Below are 24,923 nucleotides of genomic sequence, written 5' to 3' on the forward strand. Positions count from 1 at the left end.
GCAGGGGGCACGCGGTTAAGCCATGCGCGAAACCGGCCTGCCGATCATCGTCCGCCTCGACGGTAAGCCTGTCATCCTGATCGGCGAGGGCGAGGCTGCCGATGCCAAGCGCCGCCTGCTCGAACGTGCGGGCGCTGTTCCCGTGCCTGAAAGCGACACCGCGCGCCTTGCGATCGTCGCGCTCGACGATGGTGATGAAGCCGCGCGGATCGCCGCCGAACTCAAGGCGGCGGGCAAGCTGGTCAATGTCGTCGACCGGCCTGAACTGTGCGATTTCACGCTGCCCGCGATCGTCGATCGTTCGCCGGTATTGATCGCGGTGGCGACCGGCGGCGCGTCGGCTGGGCTGGCGGCGGCGCTGCGCCAGCGGCTGGAGGGGTTGTTGCCGCAAGCGCTCGGCCCGCTGGCGAGCGCGCTTGCCGCCGCGCGCGGGGCGATGCGCGAACGCTTCCCCGATGGCCGCGCCCGCCGCAACGCGATTTCGGACGCGCTGGGCGAGGGCGGGGCGCTCGATCCCTTTGGCCAGATCGATAGCGGCAGCGTCAATCGCTGGCTGGCGAACGAGCGCGGTGCCCGCTTGCCAAGGCTGGTGCGGATCGATCTGGTGTCAGCCGAGCCCGACGCGCTGACGCTGCGCGCGGCGCGGATGCTGGCGCAGGCCGATCGGGTCTATCACCGCCCCGGCGTGCCGCCAGCGATCCTCGATCGCGCGCGCGCCGATGCGATCCGCATCGCGTGTGCCGCGCCGCCCGTCGATCCGAGCGAGGGACTGTCGGTCGATCTGGCGATGCGCGGGCGGTAAGCTACCCTACGACCCGCCCCGGCTCACCGCCGCAGGAACGTGTCGATCTGCTGCATCATCACCGCAAGCTGCGAATCGGCATCGGCAAGCGGATTGCCGGGCGCTGCCGAATTGATTGCGACCCCCATCGGCGTCGGCCAACCCCGCAAGGCGTGGATGATCGTCCGCAGCGTCTGCAGCGTCGATACCGCCGCCTGCCATCCCGCCGCCACCGCGACGATCCCGACCGGCATCGAATCGAGATAGACGCGCGAATCGCCGCGCAGCAGCTCGATATGATCGAGCGCGTTCTTCACCAGCCCCGACAGCGATCCGTGATAGCCAGGCGACCCGATCACCAGCGCATCGGCGGTTCGCACCACGTCGAGAAACCGGACGATCGCGTCGTTGGAGAGCGCCTGATCGGGATCGAAATTGGGGAAGTCGATCGCGGCACCCGTCAGCAACGTCGTGCGTGCGCCCGCGCGCTCGGCATGTGCGAGTGCGGCGGCTAGTGCGCGGCTGGTGCCCGATTCGGCGCGGAGAGTGCCGCCGATGGCGACGATGTGGAACGGCTGCATCACTCACCCGCTACCGCATGCGGCGCGCCTGCGCCATGCCGACGTTTCGCTTGCTGCACCAAGTCGATCAGCCGGCGCGCAGGCTTCGCCAGGCACCGGCAATTTCGGCGAGATCGCCGGCGGCGGTGCGGAAAGGGGCGGGGTCATCGCCGATGCTGGCGTTGACCACCTGTTGGCGGATGCCGCGATACAGCGTCGCCAGCGTTCGCGACACATCGCCGCCGCGCTCGAAATCAAGGCCGTTTTCCAGCGCGAACAGGATCGCGGTGGCGCGAGTCACCCGATCGCCCTTCAGCTTGAAATCACAGCGTTCGGTTGCCCAGGCGGCGATATTGAGCGAGCGCACCAGTTCTTCGTAGAGTAATTCGACCAGTTGATGCGGATCGGCCCCGCCGGTGCGGCTGGCCAGATCGATCGTGCGATAGGTCGCGGCGGGATCGCCGGCGAAGGCGGTTGCGTAGCGGGCCATTACGAACGCTGCGCGTTCCAGGCGTCGATCTGCTGGGTCAGGAAATCCTGCTGCGATTTATATGCCGCCACCTTTGAATCCATGCTGGCGAATTGCTGGGTCATCCGGGTGCGGAGCTGTTCGCTGGCATCGGCGATGTCGACCCGCTGGTCGGCAAGATCGGCCTGTTGTGCCGAATAGCGGCTTTCGCTGGCCCCCAGGCCGGTGGTGCGATTGGTCGCGGTGGTGGCGACCGCCGCCAATGCGGCGGGCAGCCCCTTGCCGCTGGCGAACACCGCCTCGATCGCTGCCGGGTCGCTCGTCATCGTGCGAGCGAGGGTGGCGGCATCGATCCGCAGGCTGCCGTCGCGCTGGGTGGCGACGCCGATCTGCGCCAAGGTGGTCGGCGATCCGGCGGGACCGCCGGTCACCAAGGGGGCCGTCACCAATTCACGCAGCGAGCGTTGCAGCGCCGTGGCCGCATTATCCGATCGCAGCGGCCCGCCCATCGGGTCGGTCGCGCTGCGCAGGATGTTTTGCAGCTCGTTATAGGTCGCGACGAAATCCTCGACCGCCTGGGTCAGCGCGGCGGTGGGCGGGGTGCTGCCCAGCGTGACCGCCGCGCCGGGCCTTGCCGAAACGAGATCGAGCCGAACCCCCGGAATGATGTTGCTGATCGAATTGCTGGCGCGGCGCAGCGTTACGCCATCGACCGCGACGATGGCGTCGCGCGCGGCAGTGCCGATCGCGGTGCCGGTCTTGCCCATACCGACATCGAGGGCCGCCAGTTCGGGGGTGTCGGCGGTCAGGGTGAATGCCTGGCTATCGCCGGTCGCACCTTTCAGGATCAGCCGCGATCCCGCGCTGTCGCTCAGGATGCTGGCGGTGACGCCGGCATTGCTGGCGTTGATCGCGGCGGCGATACCGTCGAGGCTTGAATTGGCGGCATCGATCGTGATGGCGATGGCCGCGCCGGCACCTGGGGTAAAGCTGGTCATAGCGCCATCGGCGACGGTTGCGCTGCCGAAGGTAAGGGTCAGCGTGCCGGTGCCGATCGCGGCGGTGCGGTCGGGTTGGGGTGCGCTGTTCGATGCCTGTGCCGAGGCGATCTGGCGCACCTCGATCGCGGTGTCGATATTGGTGGGCGTCGCCCCCGAAAGCGCCGATGCCCGAAGCACCGAGGTGTCCGAGCTTGACGGCTGGGTCGACAGGGTGCCGCTACGCGACAGGGTGGCGAGTGCCGAGGAAAAGCCCGAAATCGCGCTTTTCAGTTCGGCTGCCGCTGAGACCTGAGCTGCCAATGCCTTGTCGCGCTGGTCGAGCGTCGCGGTCTTGTTGGCGAATTGCGCGTCGACCAGGCTGGTGACCAGCGCGCCGATGTCGATGCCCGATCCGGTGCCGAGTGTCTTTGCAATCGATTCGATGGCCATCGCGCAACTATTCCCCGGCGGTTGTCTTGATCAGGATCGACCGCGCGCGGCCTTTCTTAAGCCGATTGCGGCGAAGCGTTGCCGTTTTCGTCGAAGCGCGCGCCCGGCGGCACCATCACCGGCGGCTGGATGCCGCCCGCCTTGGCGTTCACCCCAAAGACGAAGGCAAGGACGGTCGCGATCGCGAGATACAGATCGTCGCGCACCTCCTGCCCCTCGCGGCTGGTGTAATAAACGGCGCGCGCGAGGGTCGGATATTCGAGCACCGGCACCGCCATGTCGCCCGCCAGCTCGCGGATCGCCAGCGCGGTCGCGCCGCGCCCCTTGGCCACCACCACCGGCACCTGATCGCGCCCCTGTTCATAGCGCAGCGCGACCGCGAAATGGGTGGGGTTGGTCAGCACGACATGCGCCTCGCCCATCGCCTTGCGGAAGCCGCGCTTGGCCATTTCGCGCTGCCGCTGCCGCTGCGCGCCCTTGGCCTCGGGCGAGCCTTCGGTTTCCTTATGCTCGTCCTTCACCTCCTGCTTGCTCATCTTCAGCTTTTGCATGCGGCGAAACGCGACGATCGGCACGTCGATGCCCGCGATCGCGACCAGCCCTGCCGACATCCACAGCAGCAGCAAGGTGAGCTGTTCGCCAAGACCGCCCAGCGCCTGTTGCAGGTCTGACGAGACATAGCCGAGCGTCGATTCAGCGGTGCCGGCGAGCAGCCACCAGCCGATGCTGCCGAGCAGCACGACCTTGAGCAGCGACTTGCCAAGCTCGATCCAGCCCTGTGCGCCAAAGATGCGCTTCAGGCCCGCACCCGGATTGATCCGCGATCCCTTGGGCGCGAGCAATTTGCCGTTGAAGGCGATCGAGCCCAGCCCCGCCTGGCTGAGGATCGACGCGACGAAGGTGAGCATCAGCAGCCCGCCGACACTGGGGGCCAGCGTCCACAGCGCTTCGCCGATCGGGCGGAAGGGCTGGAAATCCTCGACATCGGCGCGCCCGAAGCGGAAGCCCGCCGCCATCACTTCGCGGCATGCACCCAGCACCGCCGGCCCCAGCAGCACCAGCCAGCTACACCCCAGCAGCACGACGATAGCAGTACCGAACTCGCGCGATTTGAGGATGTCGCCGTCGTCGATCGCCTTTTGCTTGCGCTTCTGGGTTGGTGCTTCGGTCTTTTCGCCGCCATTCTCCGCCATCAGCCCAGCACCAGCGTGCGGGCGGCGGTCAGCGCTTCGTCAATGATCACCAGCATGTAATCGCCCATCGCCGGCATCGCGACGAACAGCGCGATGACGCCCGCGAGCAGGCTGGCGGGCAGCCCGACCGCGAACAGGTTGAGCGAGGGCGACGAGCGCGACAGCATGCCGACGATCAGATTGAGGCACAGCAGCAGGAAGCCGACGGGCAACGCCAGCAGGAACCCGGCCAGAAACGCATAGCCGCCGAAAAACGCGATGTTGCGAAGCGCCGCGACGCTGAGCCATGCCGCGCCCGGCGGCAGCACTTCGTAGCTTCGCACCACCAGCTCGACCAGCACGAGATGCCCGTCGACCGACAGGAACAGCAAGGTCAGCAGGATCGACAGGAAATTGCCCAGCGCCGGGGTCGAGGTGCCCGATTGCGGATTGATCGCAGCGGCAAAGCCGATCCCCATCGACGTGCCGATGACCTCGCTCGCCAGCAATGGCGCGGCGAAGGCGATTTGCAGGATGAAGCCAAGCGCGAGGCCGACCAGCGCTTCGGCGGCGATCGACAGGAAGGTTTCGAACGCAAAGACTTGTTCGGGCGCGATGATCGCATTGGTGTTCATCGCCAGGATGCCGATCGCGCCCGCCAGCGTGATCCGCACCGTCACCGGCACCGAAACCGCGCTGAACACTGGCGCGGCGACAAATGCCGCGCCGACGCGCACCATCGTGAAGATGAGCGTCCACAATGCGGGTTCGATCGAGAGGCCGAGTCCTAGCATGGCAAAAAGTCCCCCTCCCGCGTGCGGGAGGGGTTAGGGGAGGGTGTGTCGACAAAGGTTCGGCTTCTGTTCGAACAGGCCCTCCCCCAGCCCCTCCCGCGAGCGGGAGGGGAGCAAGAAAAAGCACCCCTCACCGCACCAGATCCGGGATCCGCTCGAAAATACTGATCGTGAAATCACCGATCAACGTCAGGATCATGCCGCCGAAGATCACCAGGCTGATCGCCACGACGATCAGCTTGGGCACGAATGACAAGGTCTGTTCCTGGATCGACGTCGCGGCCTGGATCATCCCCAGGATCAGGCCCGACAGCAACGCGGGCAACAGGATCGGGGCCGACGCCAGCGCGAGGATCCACATCGCCTGGCGCGCGACGGTGAGGAAATAATCGGCGTCCATCAGGCGCGCACCCCCCTAACTCACGAAACTATTGGCGAGCGATCCCATCGTCAGCGCCCAGCCATCGACCAGCACGAACAACAGCAGCTTGAACGGCAGCGAGATGATCGTCGGCGACAGCATCATCATGCCAAGGCTCATCAGCACCGTCGCCACCACCAGATCGATGATGATGAACGGCAGGAAGATCAGGAAGCCGATCTGGAACGCGGTCTTGAGCTCGCTGGTGACGAAGGCGGGGAGCAGCACCGAAAAGGGTACGTCCTGCGGCGTGGCATAGGGGCCGGTCTTGGCGATGTCGGAGAACATCGTGATGTCCTTCTTGCGCGTCTGTTTGAGCATGAAGGCGTGGAGCGACTGTCCGCCGATCTCGATCACTTGCGTCGCGCCGATTTGCCCGGCGGCATAGGGCTGAATCGCCTGGGTATTAATCTGGCTGATCGTCGGGGCCATGATGAAGAAGCTGAGGAACAGGCTCAGGCCGATGAGCACCTGATTGGGCGGCGTCTGTTGCAGCCCCAGCGCCTGACGCAACACCGCGAGCACGATGATGATCCGGGTGAAGCTGGTCATCATCAGCAGGATGCTGGGCAGGATCGACAACAGCCCCATGATGATGAGGACTTGCAGCGACAGCGCCAGCGGTGCCTCGCCCCCTCCGCCAAGGTCGCCCAGCGCGCGGTCGATGGCATCGCCGGCATTCGGGACGGCAGGCGCGCCGGGCGGGGCGACGGTCTGCGCGATTGCCGGATCGGCGAGGAGCAACACCAGCAACACCAGCGCAACTACCGCCAGTATTTGGCATACGACCCTCACTCCGTTCGCACTGCGCTTGTCGAAGTGCCGTTTTTCTTCTCGACCGGCGAAAGAAGAGCCGTGCTTCGACAAGCGCAGTGCGAACGGGGTGAGGGCAGGTAGCCGCATCGATGCGCGCATCATTCGGCTGCCTTGTCGAGCAAGGTCACCCCGCCGCGACCCACGGATACCAACAGTCGCCGGCCTTCAAAATCAATCACCGCCAGCTTGAGCCCCGGCGACAGCATCATCGTCTCACGCACCTTCAGCAGCCGGTCGCCCTGGTTGCCCGGCAGCCGCGCTTCGAGCCGGCGCCACAGGAACAGGCACCCGATCAGCAGCCCGCATACCAAGGGCAGCAGTACCGCCAGCTTGAGGATATAGGACCACATCATCTCAGCGGACGCGCTTCTCGGGGCTCACCAGTTCGGTCATCCGCACGCCGAAGCGTTCGCCCACCGTCACCACTTCGCCGCGGCCGATCAGCGTGCCGTTGACGAACACGTCGAGCAATTCGTTCGACTGGCGATCAAGCTCGATCACGCTCGATTCGCCCAGCGCCAGCAATTCGCGCAGCGTCAGGTTGGTCGAGCCGATCTCGACGGTCAGCTTCACGTCGACGTCCTGCAGCAGCCGGAAATTGGCGGCGACTGCGGAGTCGACCGGGAATGCGCCGGTCATGTCGTTCATGGATAATCCTCTTCATCGAGTCGTTCGATCGCGTGCAGGCAAATCGCGGCATGGCCATTGGCCGATCCGACGATGCCGGTGCCCAGGCGATGCGTGCCGATCATCACCGGCACATGCTGGCCAAAGCTGATCGGGATGACATCGCCTTCCTTTAGTTCGAGCAGCCGGCCAAGCGAGATGGTGGGTTCGGCCAGCACCGAACGGACGGGAAACTTCACCGCCATCGCCGCGCGGGTGAGGCCGTTGCGCCATTCCGGTTCGGGCTCGGCGGTGCGGCCATGCACCTTGGCATTGAGCGAGGGGCCGATCGGCTTGAGCGCGGCGACCGGATAGACCAGATCGACGAACACCGGCTTGTCATTGCCCGCAGCGATGCCGAAGCGGGTGACGATCATCGCGTCGTCATCGTCGAGATTGGCGAGCATCGCACAGCTGGTTTCAGGATGTCCCGGCGCGAACGAAAGGCGCGCCACCGGCTCCCACGCGGCGGCGAGCGGTTCGGCGATCAGGGTGCCGATCCGCGTGATCATCGCTTCGGCAGCGGGGGACAATTCGCTTGGCATCGGATGCGGCGCATCGCCCGACCCGCCAAAGAACAGATCGAGCAGCTCCAGCGCGAATTTGGCGTCCATCACCATCAGCGCCTGCCCGGCGGCAGGCTTGGCAGTGGGCGACTGGATCGCCATCGGCAGCCAGACGGTGAGCCCCTTGGGCCGTTCGGCGCAATAATCGGCGAAGCGTTCGACCGACAATGGCTCGGCCCAGGTGCGGATCGCGCGGCGAAGCACCGGCTCGAACACCCCACGCATGCTGCGCGCCATTCGCGCCGACAGATGCTGGAGCGTGTGCAGGTCGCCGAACGGATTCAGGTTTGCGATCCCCAGCGCGGCGGTGTGCGCCGCATCCTGCCGGGGACGTTCGCGCCGGTCGGACGCTGCATTTCCTGATGGGCCGTTAACCATGTCTCACTGAACAACGAAATTGGTAAAGTAGACGTTACCGATGCCGCCAAAGCCTTCTTTTTCCTGCAAGGTGGCGTTGATCGCCTTGGCCAGACGCTTTTGCAGCGCGCGCTTGCCTTCGGTCGTGAAGACCTGCTCCTCGTCGGTTTCTCCCAGCGCCATCAGGACCGCCGATCGCACCGCGATTTCGTGCGTCTTGAGCGCTTCGATGACGCTGTCGTCATAGGGCGTGGACACGGCGAGCCCGATCTGGACGAAATGGACGCTGCCCGACAGGTTCGAGGTGAACTCCTTTTCGAGCGCGTAATAGTTCGACGCATAGCGATCGCCGCCTTCGCCCTTGGGCGGGGCCTCGCCGCCCGCCGCGCCTTCGCCTTCCTTCTTCTGCGCGCGCTTCTCTTCGTCCTTGGGAACCAGGCGCGGCCCTTCGGCCTTGGGCTCACCGCCGCCCAGCATGCCAGAGGCGCTGGCATATAGCCCCGCGCCGACGCCGCCGCCGACCAGCGCCACCAGGGCGACGCCGATGCCGATCAACTTGCCGATGCCGCCTTTCTTCTTGGCTGGCGCTTCGTCTGTCTTGTCGCTCATGATCCAATATTCCTGCTCATGCTATTCGTTCATCGGCTTCAGCGGCTTGCTCGCTACTGGCGGTGCGATTGGGGCGGGCGCGCTGGGGCTCGGGCGGGGCGCGCTGGTCGCCCGACTGGCCGGTGCCGGCGTCGAGCTGGCCAAGCTTTAGCCCGCGCGCGTCGGCCATTTCGGTCAGGCGCGGCGCAGCTTCGGCCAGCAGCGTGCGCGCGGCGGGGGTGTCGGCGGTAAGCTGCACCTGCACGCCATCGGCGGTTTCGCGAATCGTCACCTCGACGGTGCCGAGCGCGTCGGGGGTGAGGCGGATGCGGGTTTCGCGCGCGCCGGCGGTGTCGCGCAGCGTCTCGATCCGCTCGATCATCGCGTCCATCCATGCTGGATCATTGGTGGCGACGGGTGCGAGGGGAGCCGGCGCCTCCAGTGCGGCGCTACGCTCGATCGGTGCGGTGCCAAGCGGTGCGGGCTCGATCGCCGGTAGTGCCCGATCGGGGGTTTCGGCGGTCGGGGTAGCCTGGCTTGCCGGAAACGCGACATTGCTGCGGGCGCGCAGGACTTGGGTGGTGTCGATGGGCTGGCTGGCGAGATGCGGCGTGTCAGCCGTGCCTGCGGCGGGGGTGGGTGCGGCCTGTTGGCGGGCGGGGAGCACGGGCTGCTCGAAAGGAGGCTCCGGAGCGCGAGGCATGGCTGGCGGATCGGCGGCGGGCGCGGCGACAGCTTGTTGCGGCATGCGTCGGGGCTGAGCCGGTGCGGCTGCGATGATGGGCTGCGCTGGGTTGGGTTCGGACGTTGCCGGCGAAGCAACGAGCAAAGGCCCGGACAACGTGGGCGGGGGGGAAGTGGGCAGCGGCAAGGGATTGTCGGTGGGGGCGAGCTGGATTGGCGCGACTGTGGTGTCGATTGGGGCGGGGGCGGGGGCGGTCGGCTCCGCTTCGCCTGCGTCGGTATCGCTGGTCGTTTCGGGCGGCTGATCGGTTGGCTCCGATGCGGATTGCTCGGAGCCGGGCTGACGTCTGGCGAGTGGCTTGTCGATGATCGGCGTTGGCCGCGTCGGGGGTGGCGTTACGGTGGGTTTGACCGGCTGTGGAACTGGCGGCGCTTCGGCGGCTTCGGCTTCAACCAGCATCGCCGGCGCGATCGGGGCGGTGGCGGCAAGTACGACGGCAGCGGCGGGCGGCAGGGTTTTGCCGGTGGCGGCAAAGGGTGGCCGCAAGAGTGGGGTGATCGGTGCCTCGACCGGCGCGGCGATCGACAGCCTGGCTTCAGGGGCGGGCAGCTCGGCGACGGGCTGCAATCCTGCCAGCGTCGCGGCAAAGCGCGTGCCGCTGTCGGGCAGCGGCTGCGCTGAGTCGGCACGCGGCGGCGTCGGCGAGGCCAGGACTGCCAGCAGGCTCGAATGGAGGAGGTTGGTCATCGGCTGCATCGCTTACGCGATCAGCAAGGATCGTGCCGTTTACGAGGCGCGCTTGCCGGCAGCGTTTCGAGCGCGCGCAGGGCTTTCAGCACCGCAAGCGTATTGGCCCGCTCGATCAATTTTTCGACTGCATTTTGGTCGCGGCGCGCCTCGCGGCTGGCGTCGCGCGCCTGGCCCAGGCTGTCTTGCGCGACGCTGACGCGGCGTTCGGCGGTGAAGGCCGATTGGTGCAGCCGATCGCGATATTGCGCGCCCGCCATCAGCGAAAGCGCGGCGGCGGGCGTCGGTGATGGTGCGGGGGCTACTTCGGCGGCAAGCTGTTCGATCCGGTCGCGCAGCGCGGTTTCGCTTGCCACCTTTTCCGCCGCGCGGGCTTCATCGGCGCGCACCAGCCCCAATTGCAGCGTGCGGACGCGCAACAACCGATCGAGCTTCTTGGCCGAGCGTTCAGCCATCGCCGAACACGCCGACCAGCTCCTCGATCGCGGCATCAAGCGAGACGATCGAATCGGCGTCCTGGCGGATATATTCCAGCACCGCGCCATGTGCCGCGATGGCGGCGTCGATCGCCGGATCGGCCCCGGCGCGATAGGCACCCATCAGCACCAGATCGCGATTTTCCTCATAGGTCGCCAGATGCCGGCGCAGCACCCGCGCGGCGTGGACGTGCTGCTTGCCCGCGATATCGGTCATCACCCGGCTGACCGAGGGGCCGACGTCGATCGCTGGATAGATGCCGCGTTCGGCCAGCGCACGGCTGAGCACGATATGCCCGTCGAGGATCGAGCGTGCCGAATCGACGACGGGGTCGTTGCCGTCATCGCCATCGGCAAGCACGGTATAGATGGCGGTGATCGACCCGCCCGAATGGACGCAGGTGCCCGCGCGCTCGATCAAGCCGGGCAGCATCGCGATCGCGCTGGGGGGATAGCCGCGCGCCGAAGCCGGCTCGCCCAGCGCCAGCCCGATTTCGCGCCCGGCATGCGCGACGCGGGTGAGCGAATCCATGATCAGCAGCACGCGCTTGCCCTCGTCGCGAAACGCTTCGGCGATCGCGGTGGCGCGCAGCGCGCCCCGGATCCGCAGCACCGGCGAATGATTGGCGGGCACCGCCACCACCACCGAACGCTGGCGCGCGGCCCCGTGGATATTGGTTTCCAGAAAGTCCGATACTTCGCGGCTGCGTTCGCCGATCAGCCCGACGACGGCGACATCGGCCTGCGCCGCGCGCACGATCATGCCCAGCAGCACCGATTTGCCGACCCCCGACCCCGCCATGATGCCGACCCGCTGGCCCTGGCCGATGGTGAGCAGCCCGTTGATCGCGCGCACGCCGACGTCCATCGGCTCGCGCACCCGGCCGCGATCGAGCGGGCTTTGCAGCTTGCCGCCCAGCGGCCAGTAGTGCGCGCCGCGAATGGGCCCAAGCCCGTCGATCGGCTTGCCCGCGCCGTCGATCACCCGGCCAAGCAGCGCCGCGCCGACTTCGGCCTCGCCCGCGCCCGATTGTTCCTGGCGGCCGATCGGGCGGACGGGGGCGTTGGGCAGCAGCGGGGCAGGCCCGCCCAGGTTCATAAGCAAGGTGCGCCCGTTGCGAAAGCCGATTACCTCGGCCTCGACCGCGCCCTTGCCGGTGCCGACCGCGCAGACGGTGCCCACCGGCAGCGACAGGCCAACCGCCTCCATCGACAGTCCGTCGAACGAGGCAAGCCGACCCGACACGCGCGGTTTGGCGACGAAGACGGGCGCTGCCAGTCGTTCGAGATAGTCATGCGCGAAGGTGTTCAGCATGGGTGGATCAGCATTGGCCGCCTCAGCATTGCGCAGGGAGCGGCACGCGATCGATCGCGGCGGTTAGCTGTTCGATCCATTGTTCGGGGCCATCCTCGACGATGGTGGACGCCGATTCGATGATGAAGCTGCCGCGCGCGATGCTGGGATCGCCGGCGGCGAACACCATGTCGGGCAATCGGCCCTCGATCAGCCGGACATCATCGGGGTGCAGCCGAACCAGCGAGGATTCGGCGGCATCGGCCAGCAGATCGACTGCGGCGTCGATCCGCCCGGCCAGCCGCTCGGGCGAGACGCCGATCTCTCCCACCAGCCGGGTAACCAGGTGCAGCACCGTCTGGCGTAATTGCTGTGCGAAGCGTTCGCGATCGAAATGCGCGGCATCGGCAAGCCCGCGGCCCAGCGCATCGACCAAGGCGCGGTCGCGGGCGGTGGCTGCCTCGATCTCGGCGCGCGCCGCCGCCAGCCCCTCGGCATAGCCCTTGTCATGCGCCACCGCGATCGGATCGACAAAGGGTTGCGGCGCGGGGGCGGCCATCGGCTGGTCGATTTCGGGATCGAACATGTCCCAGCCCTGAGTCGGCTTGGCGGCGCGATCGGCGGGTTCGAAATGGCGTGGCTGGTTGGGCGCGGGTTTGTCGGCGACCCGCGCGCCCGGATCGACCGGGGCAAAACCCTCAGGCGCGGCGAAGGCGCGGCGCAGCGCTTCGCCGGCATGGACATGACGGCTGGAAAAGCCCGCTGTAAAGTCAGACATAATCGTCCTCGCCCCCGCCCATCATGATCGTGCCGTCCTTGCCCAATTGGCGGGCGATCGCGATGACCGCCTTTTGCGCGTCGAGCACTTCGGAAAGGCGCATCGGGCCGCGCGCTTCCATTTCGTCGCGGATTCCGTCGGCGGCGCGCGCCGACATGCAGCCAAGGAAGCGGTTACGCGCGGGTTCGTCGACGCCCTTGAGCGAGCGCACCAGCAGATCGCTGTCGATGTTGCGGATCAGGATGCCCAGATTCTTGTCGTCGAGGTCGAGCAGATTGTCGAAGACGAACATCGCCTCTTCGATCGCGCGCGCGGTTTCGCGGTCGATCTTGGCAATCTTCGGCATAACGCGGGTTTCGGTGGTCTTGCGCCCGCTCGACAGGATCTTGGCCGCGTCCTTGGTGCCGCCCAGTTGCAGCCCGGCGGTGGACGACGACTGGCCGATCCGCGACGATAGCGCCGCCTTGAGCGTTTCGATCGCTTCGGGCGTGATCGGTCCCAGCCGCGCGACCCGGTGCAGGATCTGCGGCTGAATCGCCTCGGGCAGCAGTTCGAGCACCTGCGCCGCGACCAGCGGATCAAGATTGGCGATCAGCACGGCGGCGATCTGCGGATGTTCGCTTTCGATCAGCGCCGCGATTTCGCCCGCGTCGAGCCAGTCGAGCAGGTCGATCGCGCAAGCCGCCTCGGGCGGGGTGATCCGCGCGAGCACGCTATCGGCCTTGTCGGGGCCGAGCGCCCGATTCATCATGCCCTCGATACGTGGGCGCGGGTCGAAGCCGATCGCGGTGCGTTCACGGGCGCGATCGATGAAATCGTCGAGGACATGCTCGACCTCGATCTCGCTGACATCGGCGACCGCGAACATCGCCTTGCCCAATTGGCGGACTTCCTCGGGATCGAGCTTTTGCAGGATCGCGGCGGCCTCTTCCTCGCCCACCAGCATCATCAGCACGGCGGCGCGCTCGACCCCGCTATAGTGGCGAACGGCGGGTTCGATCACGATGGGTCGGCCCGGATCATGTCGCGCACCGCCAGTGCCGCGCGCGCCGGATTGTCGCGGGTGAAGCCGCGCACCAGACCGACCCGGTCGTCATAGCCGCGCGCATTCTGAAGCATGTCGATGCTGACCGGGGTTTGACCCTCGGTCACCTGTTCGACCGCCGAACCGCCGGCGCTGGGCAGGGGCAGCGGCGATCGTTCGGTCGCGGGAGCTTCCTCGCGCTTCTTGGCCAGTGATTTCACCAGCGGGCGGACGCCGACGAACAGCACCAGCAAAGCGATCACTAATGCGGTGGCGTTGCGCGCGACCATCGGCACCCATGCCGCGTCATACCAGGCGACCGGGGCCGCATCGGTGACCGCGGGCGAAAAGGCGCGGCTGACCACCGTCACCTGATCGGCGCGCTCGGCGTTGTAGCCGACTGCGGCGCGAACCAGATCGGTGATCTGACGGATTTCCGCCGGGGTGCGTGCCTTGCCTTCGGGATCGCGCAGCAGCACCGCGACCGACAGCCGCTTGATCCCGCCGGGCGCGGTGCGGGTGACCGACACTTCCTTGCCCAGGTCATAGGTGCGCGCGAACTCTTCGCTCGCCTTGGCGGGTGCGGTGGTGTTGGCGGCACCCGGCTGAGTCGCGGGATCATTGGGGTTGGTAAGCGATGCAGCGGCGGGCGGGGTGTTCGACAGCGCCCCGGGGATGCCGCCGGGCGCGCCGGGGGTGCCGTTCGGCCCAACCCAATTGCCCTGTTCGGCGCGGATCACGCCTTCCTTGTCATAGCGTTCGCGCGTTGCCTGCGCTTCGTCGAGATCGACATCGGCCTGGACTTCGGCGCTGAAATTGCCCGCCCCCACCAGCGGGGTCAGCAGCTTGTTGAGCTGGAGGCGGAACTTGTCCTCGACTCGGCGCTGATAATCGATCCGCGCATCGCCGACGCTGGTGCCGCGTTCGTCATCGTCGCGGCTGAGCAAGGCACCCATTTGATCGACGATCGTGACGCTGTCGGGCTTCATCCCGCCGACCGACGAGGCGACCAGGTTGACGATCGAGCGCACCTGCGCGTCAGACAATGTGCGACCGGGTTCGAGCCGGACGATCACCGATGCCGAAGGCTGGGCATTGTCTCGCACGAAGACCGAGGATTCGGGCATCGCCAGATGGACGCGGGCATCGGCGACCGCATCAATCTCGCCGATCGAGCGCGCCAGCTCGCTTTCGCGCGCCTGACGCAGGCGTTCGCCCTCTACCGCGCGGCTGACGCCCATCGGCAGTTCGTCGAGGATGGCATAGCCGCCGGGAGCTGCCTTTGGCAGGTCCTGTCCTGCCAGCAGCATGCGTGCACGGTGATAATCATCCTCGCCCACCGTCAGCGCGCCCGATTGGTCGAAACGGGTGCGGATGCTGGCGGCGGCGAGTGCGTCACTGACCGCCGATTTGTCGTTGTCGGCAAGCTGGGTGAACAACACCCGCTGCGGCGGTGTCGCCAGCATCATCCAGGCAAGCGCCGCCGAGGCGATCAGGCCGATCAGCAACACCAGCGGCAGGCTTTTGCGGATCGCGGGTTGGGCGAGGAATCCTCGCGCCTGGGCGAGCGGCGCGGCGAGGCGGGCGGGGGCGAGCGGGGTAAGGGCGTTTTCCATCTGCGATTACACCGGCATGCTCATGATGTCCTTGTACGCGGACAGCAATTTGTTGCGGACCTGCAGCGTTGCCTCGAACCCGACCGAGGCTTGCTGGCGCGCCAGCATGACCTTGGCGATGTCGACGGTTTCGCCGCGTTCATAGGCGGCGGACAATTTCCCCGCCTGTGATTGCGCCTGATTGACCTGCCCCAGCATGTCTTCGAGCGTCGAGCTGAAGCCGGTGGGTTTGGGCGGTTCGGTCGCGGGGACCGCAACCTCCTGATTGGCGCGTGACAGCGCCTGGTTTTTCTCCAGGATTTGGGCACGCATCGCCATGATCCGGTCGACACTCATCGCGCCGCTGCCGCTGCCGCCGATGCCGTTGACGCTCATGCGGTCGCCTTCCAATCCTGGTGACGACCGATATCGTCACCCTGTTCGCGCGCCTTGGCCAGGCGATAGCGAAGCGTGCGTTCGGAAATGCCAAGCCGGCGCGCGGTTTCGATCCGGCTGCCGTTGCACGCCGCCAGCGTGTCGCGGATCGCCTGGAACTCGCTCATCTGGACGATGTTGCTGAGCCGCGCGGGGCTGTCGTTCGATGCGCGTTGCTGCGTTGGCCGGTCGAAGATGATGTCGGCGGGCGTGATCGTCTTGCCGTGGCACAACAGCAATGCGCGCTGGATCACATTTTCCAGCTCGCGGACATTGCCCGGCCAGTCATGCGCCTCGAGCATCGCCAGCGCATCGCGCGACAGCCAGGGCATGCTGCTGTGACCGGCGGCATGGCGGACGATCATCGCGGTCGCAAGCGCCGGCACATCGTCGGGCCGCTGCGCCAGCGCGCGGGTGGTGAGCGGAAAGACGCTGAGCCGGTAGTAAAGATCGGCGCGAAAACGGCCCGCCTGTACTTCGGCGTGCAGATCACGGTTGGCGCAGGCGATGATCCGCACGTCGATCGGCTCGGCTTGGGTCGCGCCGATCGGCACCACTTCGCGCTCCTGTAATGCCCGCAGCAATTTGGCTTGCAGCCCGATCGGCATTTCGGCGACTTCGTCGAGCAGCAGCGTGCCGCCATTGGCGGCGCGAAAGAAACCCTGGCCGCCCGATGACGCACCGGTGAACGAACCCTTTTGGTGACCAAAGAGCATCGCTTCGAGCATCGATTCAGGGAGTGCGGCGCAGTTGATCGCGATGAACGGCCCCGATGCGCGCGGCGAGGCGCGATGGATGGTGCGCGCAAGCACTTCCTTGCCGGTGCCGGTGGGGCCGTTGATGAGCACGGTAATGTCCGATTTGGCGACTCGCTGCGCCAGCGTCAGCAACGCCAGGCTCTCGGGATCGGCGGCGACGGGTGCTTCGGGACCGCGAAGCAGCGCGCTGGCAAAGCCTGCCGCGATCGCCGCATCGTCGGGATCGAAGCCGATCCGCGCCGAGTGACCGTCGATAAAGGGGGTGATCGTGCCGGGCTTGCCGCCCAGGATCAGGGTGCGGGCAGCGACCGGCGCTGCCTCATCGGCCAGGATCACAAAATGGTCACCCGGGAGGGGGCGTTCGCGTTCGGTGGTAGCTACTGCGAGACCCTGAGCCCGCAAGGTCGAGACGAGTGGATAGTGCAGCCGCATCGCTGCGGCTGAAGGATAGATCGAACGCATAAAAATCCCCCGTTCTGAGAATCATACGTACACACACGCTGGTTAACGCCGCGTAAAATATTGCCGCCGCGGCAAGATTTTTCCGCTTCTTTTGCCCGTGTGGCCGCGCGAGCAACTACACGCGCGCGCGTAGAAGGCCGATCGGCAAGTGCGGGGCATTTTTTTCCCTTAAGCCCGGCCATCGGCAGCCGTTTCTTGCTGTGACTGCTCGGCTCCCGCTTGTGGGGGGATAGGTGGGCGGTACGGGAAATGGAGACACGGACATGACGGTTATCGGAACCAATATCGGCGCCCTGCGCGCCGCCAATGCCTCGCGGACTGCCAATACCTCGCTGACCGCGAGCATGGAGCGCCTGTCGACCGGCAAGCGAATCAACTCGGCCAAGGACGACGCCGCCGGCCTCGCCATCGCAACGTCGATGACCTCGCAGATCCGCGGCATGAACCAGGCGGTGCGCAACGCCAATGACGGCATGGCGCTGGCCCAGACCGCCGACGGTGCGCTGAACGAAGCATCGAACATTCTGCAGCGGGTACGCGAGCTGGCAGTCCAGTCGGCATCTGGCACCTATCAGGACGGCGATCGCGACAATATGCAGATCGAAGTCAACGAGCTGAAGAAGCAGCTGATCAACATTTCGGCATCGGAATTCAACGGCGTCGAACTGTTCAGCGCGACCGCCGACAACAACATCGAAATCCAGGTCGGTGCCGGCAGAAACGACCAGATCACGCTGAGCATCAGCGCACTGAACCTGGTCACGGTCAGCGGCACCGAGGCATCAGCTTCGGCAGCTGCGGGTCTTTCGACCGCGCTGGTCGCTGGCGACGCATTGATCGGCACGACCCGCCGGGTCACCGCCGAAGATGTTGCCTATGCCGCAGAGATGGAAGGTGCAGCCGTCACCACCGCCGACATCGGCACCGAAAAGACACTGGCAGTCGGCGACACCTTTTATGTTCCCGAAAGCAGCGCGACGGTCGTTACCGGCGGTGTGGACGTCAGCGATGCCGCGAGCGCCCAGGCCGCGCTGGAAACGCTCGATACCGCGTTGCAGGCAGTCAACGAGACTCGCGCATCGCTCGGCGCAGGCCAGAGCCGGCTCGAATCGGTGGTCAACACGCTGACCACCAACATGACCAACCTGACCGACGCACGCAGCCGAATCGAAGACGCCGATTTCTCGGCCGAAACGACCGCGCTCGCCAAGGCGCAGATCCTGAGCCAGGCGTCGACCGCGATGCTGGCGCAGGCCAATCAGAGCCAGGAAGGCGTCCTGTCGCTGCTGCGGTAAGCGATTGCATCAGGAAACCCCGGCACTGCCACCCCCCAGTTAAGGCAGTGTCGGGGCAGCCGCTCTACCTCCCAGCGGAGCGTGCGCGCGAAACCCCGGTGACGGTTCCGCCGTCACCGGGGTTTTTCATGTTTTGGGATGTTCCCGGTCGGGCCAGGGGGGGGGGGACGCGAAAATCTAGCGTGTTAGGACGCCTTGCTTGTCGTCATTCCCGCGAAGGCGGGAACCCATATGCCAGTGCGGTGGTTCTGGATTCCCGCCTGCGCGGGAATGACGAAAAAAGGGTGGTCCAGCGTAAAATCGTCGCGGTTCAGACCGCGTTCGCCAGCGCCTTCTTCAGCCGCGCATGGGCGCTGGCCTTGATCTGGCAGATGCGCGCCGCGCCGACGCCCATTACCTGGCCGATCTCTTCGAGGTTGAGTTCCTCGACATAATAAAGCTGCACCACCTGCGCCTCGCGCACCGGCAGCGCGGCGATCGCCGCCACCAGCGCCGCGCGCAGATCGCCTTCGGCCAGTTGCGCGAAAGCGTCGGGGCCATCGTCCATGAACCACGGCCCCTCGTCGGTATACACATCGTCGATCGAATCGAACCGAAGCGGTTCGGCGGCGGAATATTCGAGGCGAAGCTTTTCCACGCTCACGCCCAGCCGCTGCGCGATCAGCAGATCGTCGGGGCGGTGGCCAAGCTCGTGCGTTAGCGCGGCCAGCGCATCGGTATAGGCGCGGCGGCGCTTCATCGCCCCGCGCGTCAGCGTTGCCTGGCGGCGCAGTTCGTCGATCATGCTGCCGCGCAGGCGAGTGATGGCATATTGGCGGAAGGTGACCGCGCCGCGATCCTCGAAGCTGTTCGCCGCCTCGACCAATGCGACCATGCCGACCTGGATCAGATCCTCGACCTCGACCAGCGCCGACATGCTGCCATGAACATGCCAGGCAAGCCGCCGCACCAGCGGCAGATGTTCGCGCACCAGCGCCTCGACATCGCGCGCGGGGGTGGTGGGGGTATAGACCAATGGTTGCGCCATCAGCTTCATGCCGCCAGCGCCTCGGGGGCGCCGATCACCGCGACGACTTCGACCGATTTGTCCTCGGGCACTTCAAAGAAGCTCATTACCGGGGTGTCGGGCAGGCAGGTCTTCACCAGTTTGCGAACCGCGATCCGGATCGAGGGCTGGACCACCAATGCAAACGGCTTTGCCTCGTTCAGCAACGGTTGCGCCGCCTGTTGCAGTGCATCGACGATACGGCGGCCAAGATCGGGTTCGATCGTGTGGCGGCGCGACGGGTCCGAGCGGACCGCCTGGCCAAGCAATGCTTCCAAATGACCCTCCAGCGTCATGACGCGCAGCGGTTCGCGCACGCCGCATAGTTTCTGGATGATGAGCGCGCCCAGCTCGGGGCGGATCGCCTCGATCAGCTCGTCGGCGTCGTGTGTGCGCTGCGCCGCGACCGCGATGGCGGCGGCGATTCGGCGGAATTCCTTGAGCGGGATGTTTTCCGCCAGCAGCCCGCGCAGGATCTGCGTCAGCGTGGTGAGCGGCAACGGCGCGGGGCACAGCGCGGCGACCAATGCGCCGGCCTTGTCCTTCAGCCCGTCGAGCAACGACTGCACTTCATCCGGCCCCAGCAGGTCGGTGGCGTTCTGCAACAGCAGATGGTTGAGGTGCGTCGCCATCACCGTGCCCGGATCGACCACCAGATAGCCGGCACCGGTGGCGGCATCGGCGTCGCCCGGCGCGATCCAGGTGGCGTCGAGGCCGAAGGTGGGGTCTTTCGCCGCCTTGCCGGTCAGTCGGCCAAAGCCCTGGCCGGTGTTGAGCGCCAGCATCTCGTCGGGCGACACGCTGTCTTCGCCGACGATCACGCCGCCGATGACGATGCGATAGGTGAAGGGCGCAAGGTTGATGTCGTCGCGCACGCGCACTTGCGGCACGACGAAGCCCAGATCCTTGGAAAGCTGGCGGCGCACCCCGGTGATCCGGCTCATCAACGGCGCGCCCTTGCGCTCGTCGACCAGCGGCACCAGCCCATAGCCGATGTCGAGCATCACCTGCATATTCTCGGTCACTTCGTCCCAGCCGATGCGCGACAGGTCGGCGGGCGGCGGCAGCGGTTCGGCTGGCGGCGGGCGGTTGGCGATCGCGCGCAGGCGATACGCGCCATAGCCCGCAGCGCCGGCGGCAGCGAGGATCAGCAGCGTCGGCATGCCGGGCAGGAAGGCGAGCAGCCCCAGGATGCCCGCCACCGGGGTCCAGGTGCGGTGTGACGCGAACTGCGCGCCGATCTGGCCCGACAGATCCTGGCTCGATTTAACGCGGGTGACGATCGCGGCGGCGGCGATCGACAGCATCAGTGCTGGCACCTGCGCCACCAGCGCGTCGCCGATCGCCAGCAGGATATAGGTCTGCGCCGCTTCGCCCACCGCCATATTATGGCTGACCATGCCCAGGATCAGCCCGCCGACGATGTTGATCGCCAGGATCAACAGCCCCGCGACCGCATCGCCCTTCACGAATTTCGACGAACCATCCATCGCGCCATAGAAATCGGCCTCGGTCGACACTTCGATCCGGCGCGCACGGGCTTCGTCGGGGGTGATCAGCCCGGCGTTCAGATCGGCGTCGATCGCCATCTGCTTGCCGGGCAGGGCATCTAGGGTGAAGCGCGCCGATACCTCGGAGACGCGGCCAGCGCCCTTGGTCACGACGATCATGTTGATGATCAGCAGGATCGAAAACACCAACAGCCCGACGACATAATCGCCGCCGATCAGGAAGCTGCCGAACGCCTCGATCACATGGCCAGCCGCTGCCTCGCCCTCATGCCCGTGCACCAGCACCACGCGGGTCGAGGCGACGTTGAGGCCGAGGCGGAACAGCGTGGCGAACAGCAGCACCGTGGGGAAGGCCGAGAAATCGAGCGGCTTTTGCGCGTTGAGCGCGACCATCAGCACCGCAAGGCTGATCATGATGTTGAGGATGAAGAACACATCGAGCAGGAAGGCCGGGATCGGCACCACCATCAGCACGACGAGCAGCAGGATCGCGCCGGGCAGCGCGGTCGATCGGGTGAGCGAGCCGAGATTGGCCGCCGAGAACATGCTTGCGTTCATCATGCCCCCAGATTCGCGAGCATCAGATAGGCGAGCCGCGCGGTTTCGGGGGTGGGTCGCAGCGTTGCCGCGCGGGCCGGATCGGCGCGGTCGGCGGCGCGCACGACGTTAAGATTGGCCATCGTCGTCTGCAGCCAGCGATCGTCGCCGCCACTTGCCTCATTGCCCAGGATCACGTCGATGCCGGCAAAGGGGGCGGGAAAGGCGGGCGCTTGTGCATCCGCGAAGAAATTGCCCGATGCGGTGCCGGTCGCGCCCGCCACCTGCGCGCCGCGATCGAGCTTGCCCGCGAACCGCTGATAAATGTCGCCGAGCGAGCGTTGGCTGCCATCGGGCGCATAGAAGATCGAGCGGTTCGCGCGCGCCGCCGCCGGGAACATGGCCGCCGCGCCGCGATCGGGCACTGCCTCCATTGCGGCGAGGAACTTCTTGGCGCCGCCCAGCCCCAGGAAATGCGCCATGTACAGGTCGGTGCCATTGGCTTCGCGGCCAAGGCTGCCCTCGATCGCCGCCTTGTTATCCGATGCGTGTTCGGCGGCCATCAGCGATGCGGCGTTGGCGTCGGTTCGCAGCGACAGGATGGCACTTCGAGTCGCGGTGTCGCTGACGACATAGCGGCCGCCGGCGGTCTGCTCGATGCTGTTTGCCGCCCAGCCCATGCCGTGTTCGGCACCGTGGCGCTTGACCACGCCCAGCCAGCTTTGTTCGATGAACTGATACAGGCCGGTCGCGCTGGAGGTGCGGGCGCGGGCGTTGGTCCGCATGCCGCTTTCGACCTGCGCCTGACCCAGCAGATAGTTGAAATCAACGCCGGTCTTGGCACTCGCCTTGGCGATCGCGCCATGCGTGCCGGTTGCTGCGGTGACGGTAGGAACGGCAGGTGGTGCGCGCATTGGTCTGGTGATGCCCCCGGTTTACGGGGGTGATCAGCAAAGAGCGTGCCAGAAGGTGAAGCAAGGGTGCGTGTTAGCCCAAGCCGCGCCGGTTTCCGCGCGCTTTAGCCATAGGCAAGCGTCGGCGCTGCGCGATAGGGCGCGGTGCCATTGCCGGCAAGAACCTGCAATTGCCGGCGGACATTTGCCGCCATCAGATTGACATAGATTCGCGCGGCTTCGTTCAGCCGATGCGCTTCTTCGGCCAGTGCGCGAAGCTCGGGCGTCATCGCCTCGTCCTGGCGGCACGCCACCGCTTCGATCGCGGCGAGCTTCTCGGCGGTTGCGCGTTCGAGGCCGGCGGTGTCGTTCGCCTTGAGCGCGGTGATTTCGGCGTGCAGGCATTCGATCACCTGCACCAATGCGTCATGCCGGGTCATTGGGCTTCCAGTTCAGCTTCAGGGCCAGCATGCGGTCGGCGATCGTGGCAGGTGAAATCGGGAAGGTGCCGTCCTTCACCGCGCGGCGGATGCGGGCGATCCGTTCGGCGTCGATCGGCGGCTTGCTCGCAAGGTCGCTGATCGTTGCCGACAGCGATCCCGCCTGGGCGTCCGCCGGTTTGGGGTCGGGGCCGGTCTGTACATCGTTGGCGCGCGCCGCCGCGCCGACCGCAGCGATGCGCTGCACGTCGTTCGTTGCGATTGGCTTTGGGCCGATTGAGTCCACCATGTCCGCACATCCTGATTGCAGCCGACATGGGAAGTAACGACGCCTTCGCGAAAAGCTTTAGAAAAAATTATTCCGCCCAGCCGGGGAGCGTCACTCGGCCCGCCTCGACCGCTACCGCCTGGATCGGCGGCTTTTTGGGATCGACCTTCACCATCAGCCGGCTGCCCGCCGAAGCATCGCCCATCGCGATGCCGTCGCGGGTGATCGAAAAACCGGGGGAGCCGGCCTCGACCATCACCGGATCGCCGCGTTTGACGATGATCTCGGGCTTGGGCGCGGGGGCGACCGCGGCGCGCGCGGTGGCGGCGATCGGGGCGACGGCCTTTGGCTCGGCGAGCACGGGCACGAAGATGCGCCAGACGGGGGCCATGCAGCGGATGACGACGGCGTCGCGCGCGGGGCTTCGCCATTCGAATTGCGGCAAGGCACAGGGCGCAAGCTTCAGCCGCTGGTCGATCGCCGCCACCGCGCCGCCTTTGCTGCCGGTCGCGGTGCCGGTGAATTGTTCGACCGCCTTGTCGAGCAGCGCGGTGCTTTGGAAGCTGCGCTGCTGCGCTGTGGCTGGTGCTGCGATCAGCAGCGCGGGGATAAGCAGGCGGATCATTGCTGGCTCCGGTTCGAAGGGGCGGCAAGCATGGGTTGCCGGGCGGCATTATTTTGCCGGTCGGCGTCTGCGTTGCCGGCAAAGCCGACCGCCAGCGTTACCTGGCGACCGCTGGCGGCAGGATCGGTCGAGATCATGATACGGTCGCGGCCGACGACACCGGCGCGCACCAATGCCGCCGCCACCGCGCGCGCGCGATCGCTGGCCAGCAAGGCGGCATTGTCGGCCAAGGGATCACGATCGGCGCGCGATCCATCGACATGGCCGGTCACCAGCAGGCGGGTACGCGGATCGCGCGCGGCGCTGGCGGCCCAGCGAAGCGCGGGGGCGATCGTGGCGGGCAGCGCGGCCTGCCCGACGGCAAATCCGCGCACGACCGCGCGGTCGAGCGCAATCGGTGCCGGCATTGCATCGGGCGCGTCAAACCCCGCACGGATCGCGGTGGCCAGTGCCTGGCGATCGATCATGTCGGTTTGTAGCAGGACGAAAAACCCGACCAGCAACAGCGACAGATCCGCCAGGGTAATCAGCCACAGCGGGCGATCCGCCGTCATCGCATCGAACCGGGCGGTGCCGCTACTCACGCGGCTATTTCCCGATGGCGGGGCATTTCGCGGGTCGCCAGCGCCACCAGCGGCGCTTCGAGGCGCGCGCGCTGAAAGGCCTCGGCGCGTGCGAGCCGGCGCAGCCGTCCGGCAATCGGCGCGGCGACCAGATTGGCGATCAGCGCGCCATAAAGCGTCGCCAGCAGCGCCACCGCCATCGCCTGGCCGATCGTTGCCGGATCCTGCATCGCGCTGAACATCTGCACCAGCCCGATCAGCGTGCCGACCAGGCCACAGGCGGGCGCGGCTTCGGCGATGCTCGCCCAGACTTGCGCTGCGGTCAGGTGTCGTTCGATCCGCGCTTCGCGGGCGTAGACGATCGCGGCGGCGACGTCATCGGGGCCGGCACCATCGACGATGCGGGCGATCGCCATCGCGACATCGGGATCGTCGATCACCGAACGATCGAGCGCCATCACCCCGTGTTTGCGCGCGATCCGGCCAAGCGCGGCGACCTGCGCCAGCTCTGGCGCGGCGTCATGTTCGGCGCGCGGCAATGCCCGCAGCGCGGCGACCGCGCGCGCCAGATTGGCGAGCGAAAAGCGCAGGATGCAGGCGGCCAGCGTCCCGCCGACGACGATGCCGGCGGCGAGCGGGTCGAGGAAGGGGGTGAGGGCGTCGGTCATGCGCCGGGTACAGCAAGGACCGTGCCGAAATCGGCGTTTGCCGGTGCGGGCAGCGTGTTGCCGGGGGCGGCAAGGCTTTGCCGGTTGCTGGAGCACCCTTCGCGCTGCGCTTTGCCCGCCTTGGCCTCGACCGGCTCGGCACGGGGGGTTGATGCAAAAACTGGCACGCCCCTTGCTGCTATCCGTCCGCATGACCTGGGACAA

30 protein-coding genes are annotated in these 24,923 nt (G+C 66.7%); 2 read left to right on the forward strand and 28 right to left on the reverse strand.

Going from position 1 to position 24,923, the window contains the following annotated elements; genetic code table 11:
• Window positions 1–22 precede the first annotated feature (22 nt).
• A complete protein-coding gene (locus QU44_RS09535) occupies window positions 23–802 on the forward strand; it encodes a precorrin-2 dehydrogenase/sirohydrochlorin ferrochelatase family protein (RefSeq protein ID WP_033921829.1) in 780 nt (259 codons plus the stop codon).
• Window positions 803–825: 23 nt separating this feature from the next.
• Here the strand turns inward: QU44_RS09535 and QU44_RS09540 are convergent, their stop codons facing one another.
• From QU44_RS09540 to QU44_RS09630, 19 genes are all read right to left on the reverse strand, one after another.
• Window positions 826–1,362 carry an NADPH-dependent FMN reductase gene (locus tag QU44_RS09540; protein ID WP_033921832.1) on the reverse strand — a complete coding sequence of 179 codons (537 nt, stop codon included), beginning with the start codon at window positions 1,360–1,362 and terminating at the stop codon, window positions 826–828.
• A 67-nt stretch (window positions 1,363–1,429) separates the two neighbouring features.
• Window positions 1,430–1,831 (reverse strand): flagellar export chaperone FliS, encoded by a 402-nt coding sequence (locus QU44_RS09545; RefSeq protein ID WP_033921833.1) that lies wholly within the window; start codon window positions 1,829–1,831, stop codon window positions 1,430–1,432.
• Window positions 1,831–3,240 carry a flagellar filament capping protein FliD gene (gene fliD, locus QU44_RS09550; protein WP_033921835.1) on the reverse strand — a complete coding sequence of 470 codons (1,410 nt, stop codon included), beginning with the start codon at window positions 3,238–3,240 and terminating at the stop codon, window positions 1,831–1,833. Before fliD ends, QU44_RS09545 begins: the two co-directional genes overlap by 1 nt.
• Window positions 3,241–3,296: 56 nt before the next feature.
• Complete coding sequence (locus tag QU44_RS09555; protein WP_033921836.1) at window positions 3,297–4,433, reverse strand: EscU/YscU/HrcU family type III secretion system export apparatus switch protein; 1,137 nt, start codon at window positions 4,431–4,433, stop codon at window positions 3,297–3,299.
• Window positions 4,433–5,206: a flagellar biosynthetic protein FliR gene (gene fliR, locus QU44_RS09560; protein WP_033921838.1), complete on the reverse strand. Its 774-nt coding sequence runs from the start codon at window positions 5,204–5,206 to the stop codon at window positions 4,433–4,435. The genes QU44_RS09555 and fliR overlap by 1 nt, the downstream gene beginning before the upstream one ends.
• 130 nt (window positions 5,207–5,336) lie before the next feature.
• Window positions 5,337–5,606 carry a flagellar biosynthesis protein FliQ gene (gene fliQ / locus QU44_RS09565; RefSeq protein WP_033921840.1) on the reverse strand — a complete coding sequence of 90 codons (270 nt, stop codon included), beginning with the start codon at window positions 5,604–5,606 and terminating at the stop codon, window positions 5,337–5,339.
• Window positions 5,607–5,621: 15 nt separating this feature from the next.
• Window positions 5,622–6,422, reverse strand: coding sequence for a flagellar type III secretion system pore protein FliP (gene fliP, locus QU44_RS09570; protein WP_033921894.1), 801 nt, complete (start codon window positions 6,420–6,422; stop codon window positions 5,622–5,624).
• Between the two features lie 119 nt (window positions 6,423–6,541).
• Window positions 6,542–6,796, reverse strand: a complete 255-nt coding sequence (locus QU44_RS09575) for a flagellar biosynthetic protein FliO (protein WP_033921841.1) — start codon at window positions 6,794–6,796, stop codon at window positions 6,542–6,544.
• Between the two features lies 1 nt (window position 6,797).
• Window positions 6,798–7,091, reverse strand: coding sequence for a flagellar motor switch protein FliN (gene fliN / locus QU44_RS09580; protein WP_033921843.1), 294 nt, complete (start codon window positions 7,089–7,091; stop codon window positions 6,798–6,800).
• Complete coding sequence (locus QU44_RS09585; RefSeq protein WP_033921845.1) at window positions 7,088–8,053, reverse strand: flagellar motor switch protein FliM; 966 nt, start codon at window positions 8,051–8,053, stop codon at window positions 7,088–7,090. Before QU44_RS09585 ends, fliN begins: the two co-directional genes overlap by 4 nt.
• 3 nt (window positions 8,054–8,056) lie before the next feature.
• Window positions 8,057–8,641 carry a flagellar basal body-associated FliL family protein gene (locus QU44_RS09590; RefSeq protein WP_033921846.1) on the reverse strand — a complete coding sequence of 195 codons (585 nt, stop codon included), beginning with the start codon at window positions 8,639–8,641 and terminating at the stop codon, window positions 8,057–8,059.
• 16 nt (window positions 8,642–8,657) lie between these two features.
• A complete protein-coding gene (locus QU44_RS09595; RefSeq protein ID WP_197054286.1) occupies window positions 8,658–10,052 on the reverse strand; it encodes a flagellar hook-length control protein FliK in 1,395 nt (464 codons plus the stop codon).
• Between the two features lie 20 nt (window positions 10,053–10,072).
• Entirely contained in the window at window positions 10,073–10,507 is a 435-nt protein-coding gene (locus QU44_RS09600; RefSeq protein ID WP_033921849.1) for a hypothetical protein, read from the reverse strand.
• Complete coding sequence (locus QU44_RS09605; protein WP_033921850.1) at window positions 10,500–11,843, reverse strand: FliI/YscN family ATPase; 1,344 nt, start codon at window positions 11,841–11,843, stop codon at window positions 10,500–10,502. The genes QU44_RS09600 and QU44_RS09605 overlap by 8 nt, the downstream gene beginning before the upstream one ends.
• Window positions 11,844–11,865: 22 nt before the next feature.
• The gene (locus QU44_RS09610; protein WP_033921851.1) at window positions 11,866–12,600 is read right to left on the reverse strand and encodes a FliH/SctL family protein; all 735 of its coding nucleotides are present in this window, start codon (window positions 12,598–12,600) and stop codon (window positions 11,866–11,868) included.
• Window positions 12,593–13,600 (reverse strand): flagellar motor switch protein FliG, encoded by a 1,008-nt coding sequence (gene fliG / locus QU44_RS09615; protein WP_033921896.1) that lies wholly within the window; start codon window positions 13,598–13,600, stop codon window positions 12,593–12,595. Before fliG ends, QU44_RS09610 begins: the two co-directional genes overlap by 8 nt.
• Entirely contained in the window at window positions 13,600–15,240 is a 1,641-nt protein-coding gene (fliF, locus tag QU44_RS09620; protein WP_033921853.1) for a flagellar basal-body MS-ring/collar protein FliF, read from the reverse strand. Before fliF ends, fliG begins: the two co-directional genes overlap by 1 nt.
• Window positions 15,241–15,246: 6 nt before the next feature.
• Window positions 15,247–15,615 carry a flagellar hook-basal body complex protein FliE gene (fliE, locus tag QU44_RS09625; RefSeq protein WP_052134584.1) on the reverse strand — a complete coding sequence of 123 codons (369 nt, stop codon included), beginning with the start codon at window positions 15,613–15,615 and terminating at the stop codon, window positions 15,247–15,249.
• Complete coding sequence (locus tag QU44_RS09630) at window positions 15,612–16,874, reverse strand: sigma-54 interaction domain-containing protein (protein ID WP_033921854.1); 1,263 nt, start codon at window positions 16,872–16,874, stop codon at window positions 15,612–15,614. The genes fliE and QU44_RS09630 overlap by 4 nt, the downstream gene beginning before the upstream one ends.
• A 263-nt stretch (window positions 16,875–17,137) precedes the next feature.
• On the opposite strand from QU44_RS09630, the gene QU44_RS09635 reads away from it, so the two are divergent.
• Window positions 17,138–18,169 carry a flagellin N-terminal helical domain-containing protein gene (locus tag QU44_RS09635; RefSeq protein ID WP_033921856.1) on the forward strand — a complete coding sequence of 344 codons (1,032 nt, stop codon included), beginning with the start codon at window positions 17,138–17,140 and terminating at the stop codon, window positions 18,167–18,169.
• A gap of 310 nt (window positions 18,170–18,479) precedes the next feature.
• Here the strand turns inward: QU44_RS09635 and QU44_RS09640 are convergent, their stop codons facing one another.
• From QU44_RS09640 to QU44_RS18225, 9 genes are all read right to left on the reverse strand, one after another.
• On the reverse strand, window positions 18,480–19,205 hold the full coding sequence (locus QU44_RS09640; RefSeq protein ID WP_033921858.1) for a FliA/WhiG family RNA polymerase sigma factor: 726 nt from the start codon (window positions 19,203–19,205) through the stop codon (window positions 18,480–18,482).
• Window positions 19,202–21,283: a flagellar biosynthesis protein FlhA gene (flhA, locus tag QU44_RS09645; RefSeq protein WP_052134586.1), complete on the reverse strand. Its 2,082-nt coding sequence runs from the start codon at window positions 21,281–21,283 to the stop codon at window positions 19,202–19,204. Before flhA ends, QU44_RS09640 begins: the two co-directional genes overlap by 4 nt.
• Entirely contained in the window at window positions 21,283–22,176 is an 894-nt protein-coding gene (locus tag QU44_RS09650; protein WP_052134589.1) for a flagellar biosynthesis protein FlgJ, read from the reverse strand. The genes flhA and QU44_RS09650 overlap by 1 nt, the downstream gene beginning before the upstream one ends.
• Before the next feature lie 104 nt (window positions 22,177–22,280).
• A complete protein-coding gene (locus tag QU44_RS09655; RefSeq protein ID WP_033921860.1) occupies window positions 22,281–22,595 on the reverse strand; it encodes a hypothetical protein in 315 nt (104 codons plus the stop codon).
• Window positions 22,582–22,842 carry a flagellar biosynthesis anti-sigma factor FlgM gene (gene flgM, locus QU44_RS09660; protein ID WP_197054287.1) on the reverse strand — a complete coding sequence of 87 codons (261 nt, stop codon included), beginning with the start codon at window positions 22,840–22,842 and terminating at the stop codon, window positions 22,582–22,584. Before flgM ends, QU44_RS09655 begins: the two co-directional genes overlap by 14 nt.
• A gap of 109 nt (window positions 22,843–22,951) precedes the next feature.
• Window positions 22,952–23,488: a flagella basal body P-ring formation protein FlgA gene (locus tag QU44_RS09665; protein WP_033921864.1), complete on the reverse strand. Its 537-nt coding sequence runs from the start codon at window positions 23,486–23,488 to the stop codon at window positions 22,952–22,954.
• A complete protein-coding gene (locus tag QU44_RS09670) occupies window positions 23,485–24,072 on the reverse strand; it encodes an OmpA family protein (RefSeq protein ID WP_231621687.1) in 588 nt (195 codons plus the stop codon). Before QU44_RS09670 ends, QU44_RS09665 begins: the two co-directional genes overlap by 4 nt.
• The gene (locus tag QU44_RS09675) at window positions 24,069–24,719 is read right to left on the reverse strand and encodes a motility protein A (protein ID WP_033921865.1); all 651 of its coding nucleotides are present in this window, start codon (window positions 24,717–24,719) and stop codon (window positions 24,069–24,071) included. The genes QU44_RS09670 and QU44_RS09675 overlap by 4 nt, the downstream gene beginning before the upstream one ends.
• The gene (locus tag QU44_RS18225) at window positions 24,716–24,886 is read right to left on the reverse strand and encodes a hypothetical protein (protein WP_156141064.1); all 171 of its coding nucleotides are present in this window, start codon (window positions 24,884–24,886) and stop codon (window positions 24,716–24,718) included. Before QU44_RS18225 ends, QU44_RS09675 begins: the two co-directional genes overlap by 4 nt.
• Between the last annotated feature and the right edge of the window lie 37 nt (window positions 24,887–24,923).

Source organism: Sphingomonas sp. 37zxx, from assembly GCF_000786205.1.
Taxonomy (GTDB): Bacteria; Pseudomonadota; Alphaproteobacteria; order Sphingomonadales; family Sphingomonadaceae; genus Sphingomonas.

What these genes read in the sequence shown, in the direction of transcription:
- QU44_RS09635 (WP_033921856.1), top strand. Translation starts at nt 17,138, where the DNA reads ATGACGGTTATCGGAACCAATATCGGCGCCCTGCGCGCCGCCAATGCC.
- fliR (WP_033921838.1), bottom strand. Translation starts at nt 5,206, where the DNA reads ATGCTAGGACTCGGCCTCTCGATCGAACCCGCATTGTGGACGCTCATC.
- QU44_RS09555 (WP_033921836.1), bottom strand. Translation starts at nt 4,433, where the DNA reads ATGGCGGAGAATGGCGGCGAAAAGACCGAAGCACCAACCCAGAAGCGC.
- QU44_RS09590 (WP_033921846.1), bottom strand. Translation starts at nt 8,641, where the DNA reads ATGAGCGACAAGACAGACGAAGCGCCAGCCAAGAAGAAAGGCGGCATC.
- QU44_RS09630 (WP_033921854.1), bottom strand. Translation starts at nt 16,874, where the DNA reads ATGCGTTCGATCTATCCTTCAGCCGCAGCGATGCGGCTGCACTATCCA.
- flhA (WP_052134586.1), bottom strand. Translation starts at nt 21,283, where the DNA reads ATGAACGCAAGCATGTTCTCGGCGGCCAATCTCGGCTCGCTCACCCGA.
- QU44_RS09675 (WP_033921865.1), bottom strand. Translation starts at nt 24,719, where the DNA reads ATGACCGACGCCCTCACCCCCTTCCTCGACCCGCTCGCCGCCGGCATC.
- fliE (WP_052134584.1), bottom strand. Translation starts at nt 15,615, where the DNA reads ATGAGCGTCAACGGCATCGGCGGCAGCGGCAGCGGCGCGATGAGTGTC.
- QU44_RS09545 (WP_033921833.1), bottom strand. Translation starts at nt 1,831, where the DNA reads ATGGCCCGCTACGCAACCGCCTTCGCCGGCGATCCCGCCGCGACCTAT.
- fliN (WP_033921843.1), bottom strand. Translation starts at nt 7,091, where the DNA reads ATGAACGACATGACCGGCGCATTCCCGGTCGACTCCGCAGTCGCCGCC.
- QU44_RS09595 (WP_197054286.1), bottom strand. Translation starts at nt 10,052, where the DNA reads ATGACCAACCTCCTCCATTCGAGCCTGCTGGCAGTCCTGGCCTCGCCG.
- QU44_RS09585 (WP_033921845.1), bottom strand. Translation starts at nt 8,053, where the DNA reads ATGGTTAACGGCCCATCAGGAAATGCAGCGTCCGACCGGCGCGAACGT.
- fliD (WP_033921835.1), bottom strand. Translation starts at nt 3,240, where the DNA reads ATGGCCATCGAATCGATTGCAAAGACACTCGGCACCGGATCGGGCATC.
- QU44_RS09600 (WP_033921849.1), bottom strand. Translation starts at nt 10,507, where the DNA reads ATGGCTGAACGCTCGGCCAAGAAGCTCGATCGGTTGTTGCGCGTCCGC.
- QU44_RS09535 (WP_033921829.1), top strand. Translation starts at nt 23, where the DNA reads ATGCGCGAAACCGGCCTGCCGATCATCGTCCGCCTCGACGGTAAGCCT.
- fliQ (WP_033921840.1), bottom strand. Translation starts at nt 5,606, where the DNA reads ATGGACGCCGATTATTTCCTCACCGTCGCGCGCCAGGCGATGTGGATC.
- QU44_RS09640 (WP_033921858.1), bottom strand. Translation starts at nt 19,205, where the DNA reads ATGAAGCTGATGGCGCAACCATTGGTCTATACCCCCACCACCCCCGCG.
- fliF (WP_033921853.1), bottom strand. Translation starts at nt 15,240, where the DNA reads ATGGAAAACGCCCTTACCCCGCTCGCCCCCGCCCGCCTCGCCGCGCCG.
- QU44_RS09650 (WP_052134589.1), bottom strand. Translation starts at nt 22,176, where the DNA reads ATGCGCGCACCACCTGCCGTTCCTACCGTCACCGCAGCAACCGGCACG.
- QU44_RS09605 (WP_033921850.1), bottom strand. Translation starts at nt 11,843, where the DNA reads ATGCTGAACACCTTCGCGCATGACTATCTCGAACGACTGGCAGCGCCC.
- QU44_RS09540 (WP_033921832.1), bottom strand. Translation starts at nt 1,362, where the DNA reads ATGCAGCCGTTCCACATCGTCGCCATCGGCGGCACTCTCCGCGCCGAA.
- QU44_RS09655 (WP_033921860.1), bottom strand. Translation starts at nt 22,595, where the DNA reads ATGACCCGGCATGACGCATTGGTGCAGGTGATCGAATGCCTGCACGCC.
- QU44_RS09610 (WP_033921851.1), bottom strand. Translation starts at nt 12,600, where the DNA reads ATGTCTGACTTTACAGCGGGCTTTTCCAGCCGTCATGTCCATGCCGGC.
- QU44_RS09665 (WP_033921864.1), bottom strand. Translation starts at nt 23,488, where the DNA reads ATGATCCGCCTGCTTATCCCCGCGCTGCTGATCGCAGCACCAGCCACA.
- QU44_RS09575 (WP_033921841.1), bottom strand. Translation starts at nt 6,796, where the DNA reads ATGATGTGGTCCTATATCCTCAAGCTGGCGGTACTGCTGCCCTTGGTA.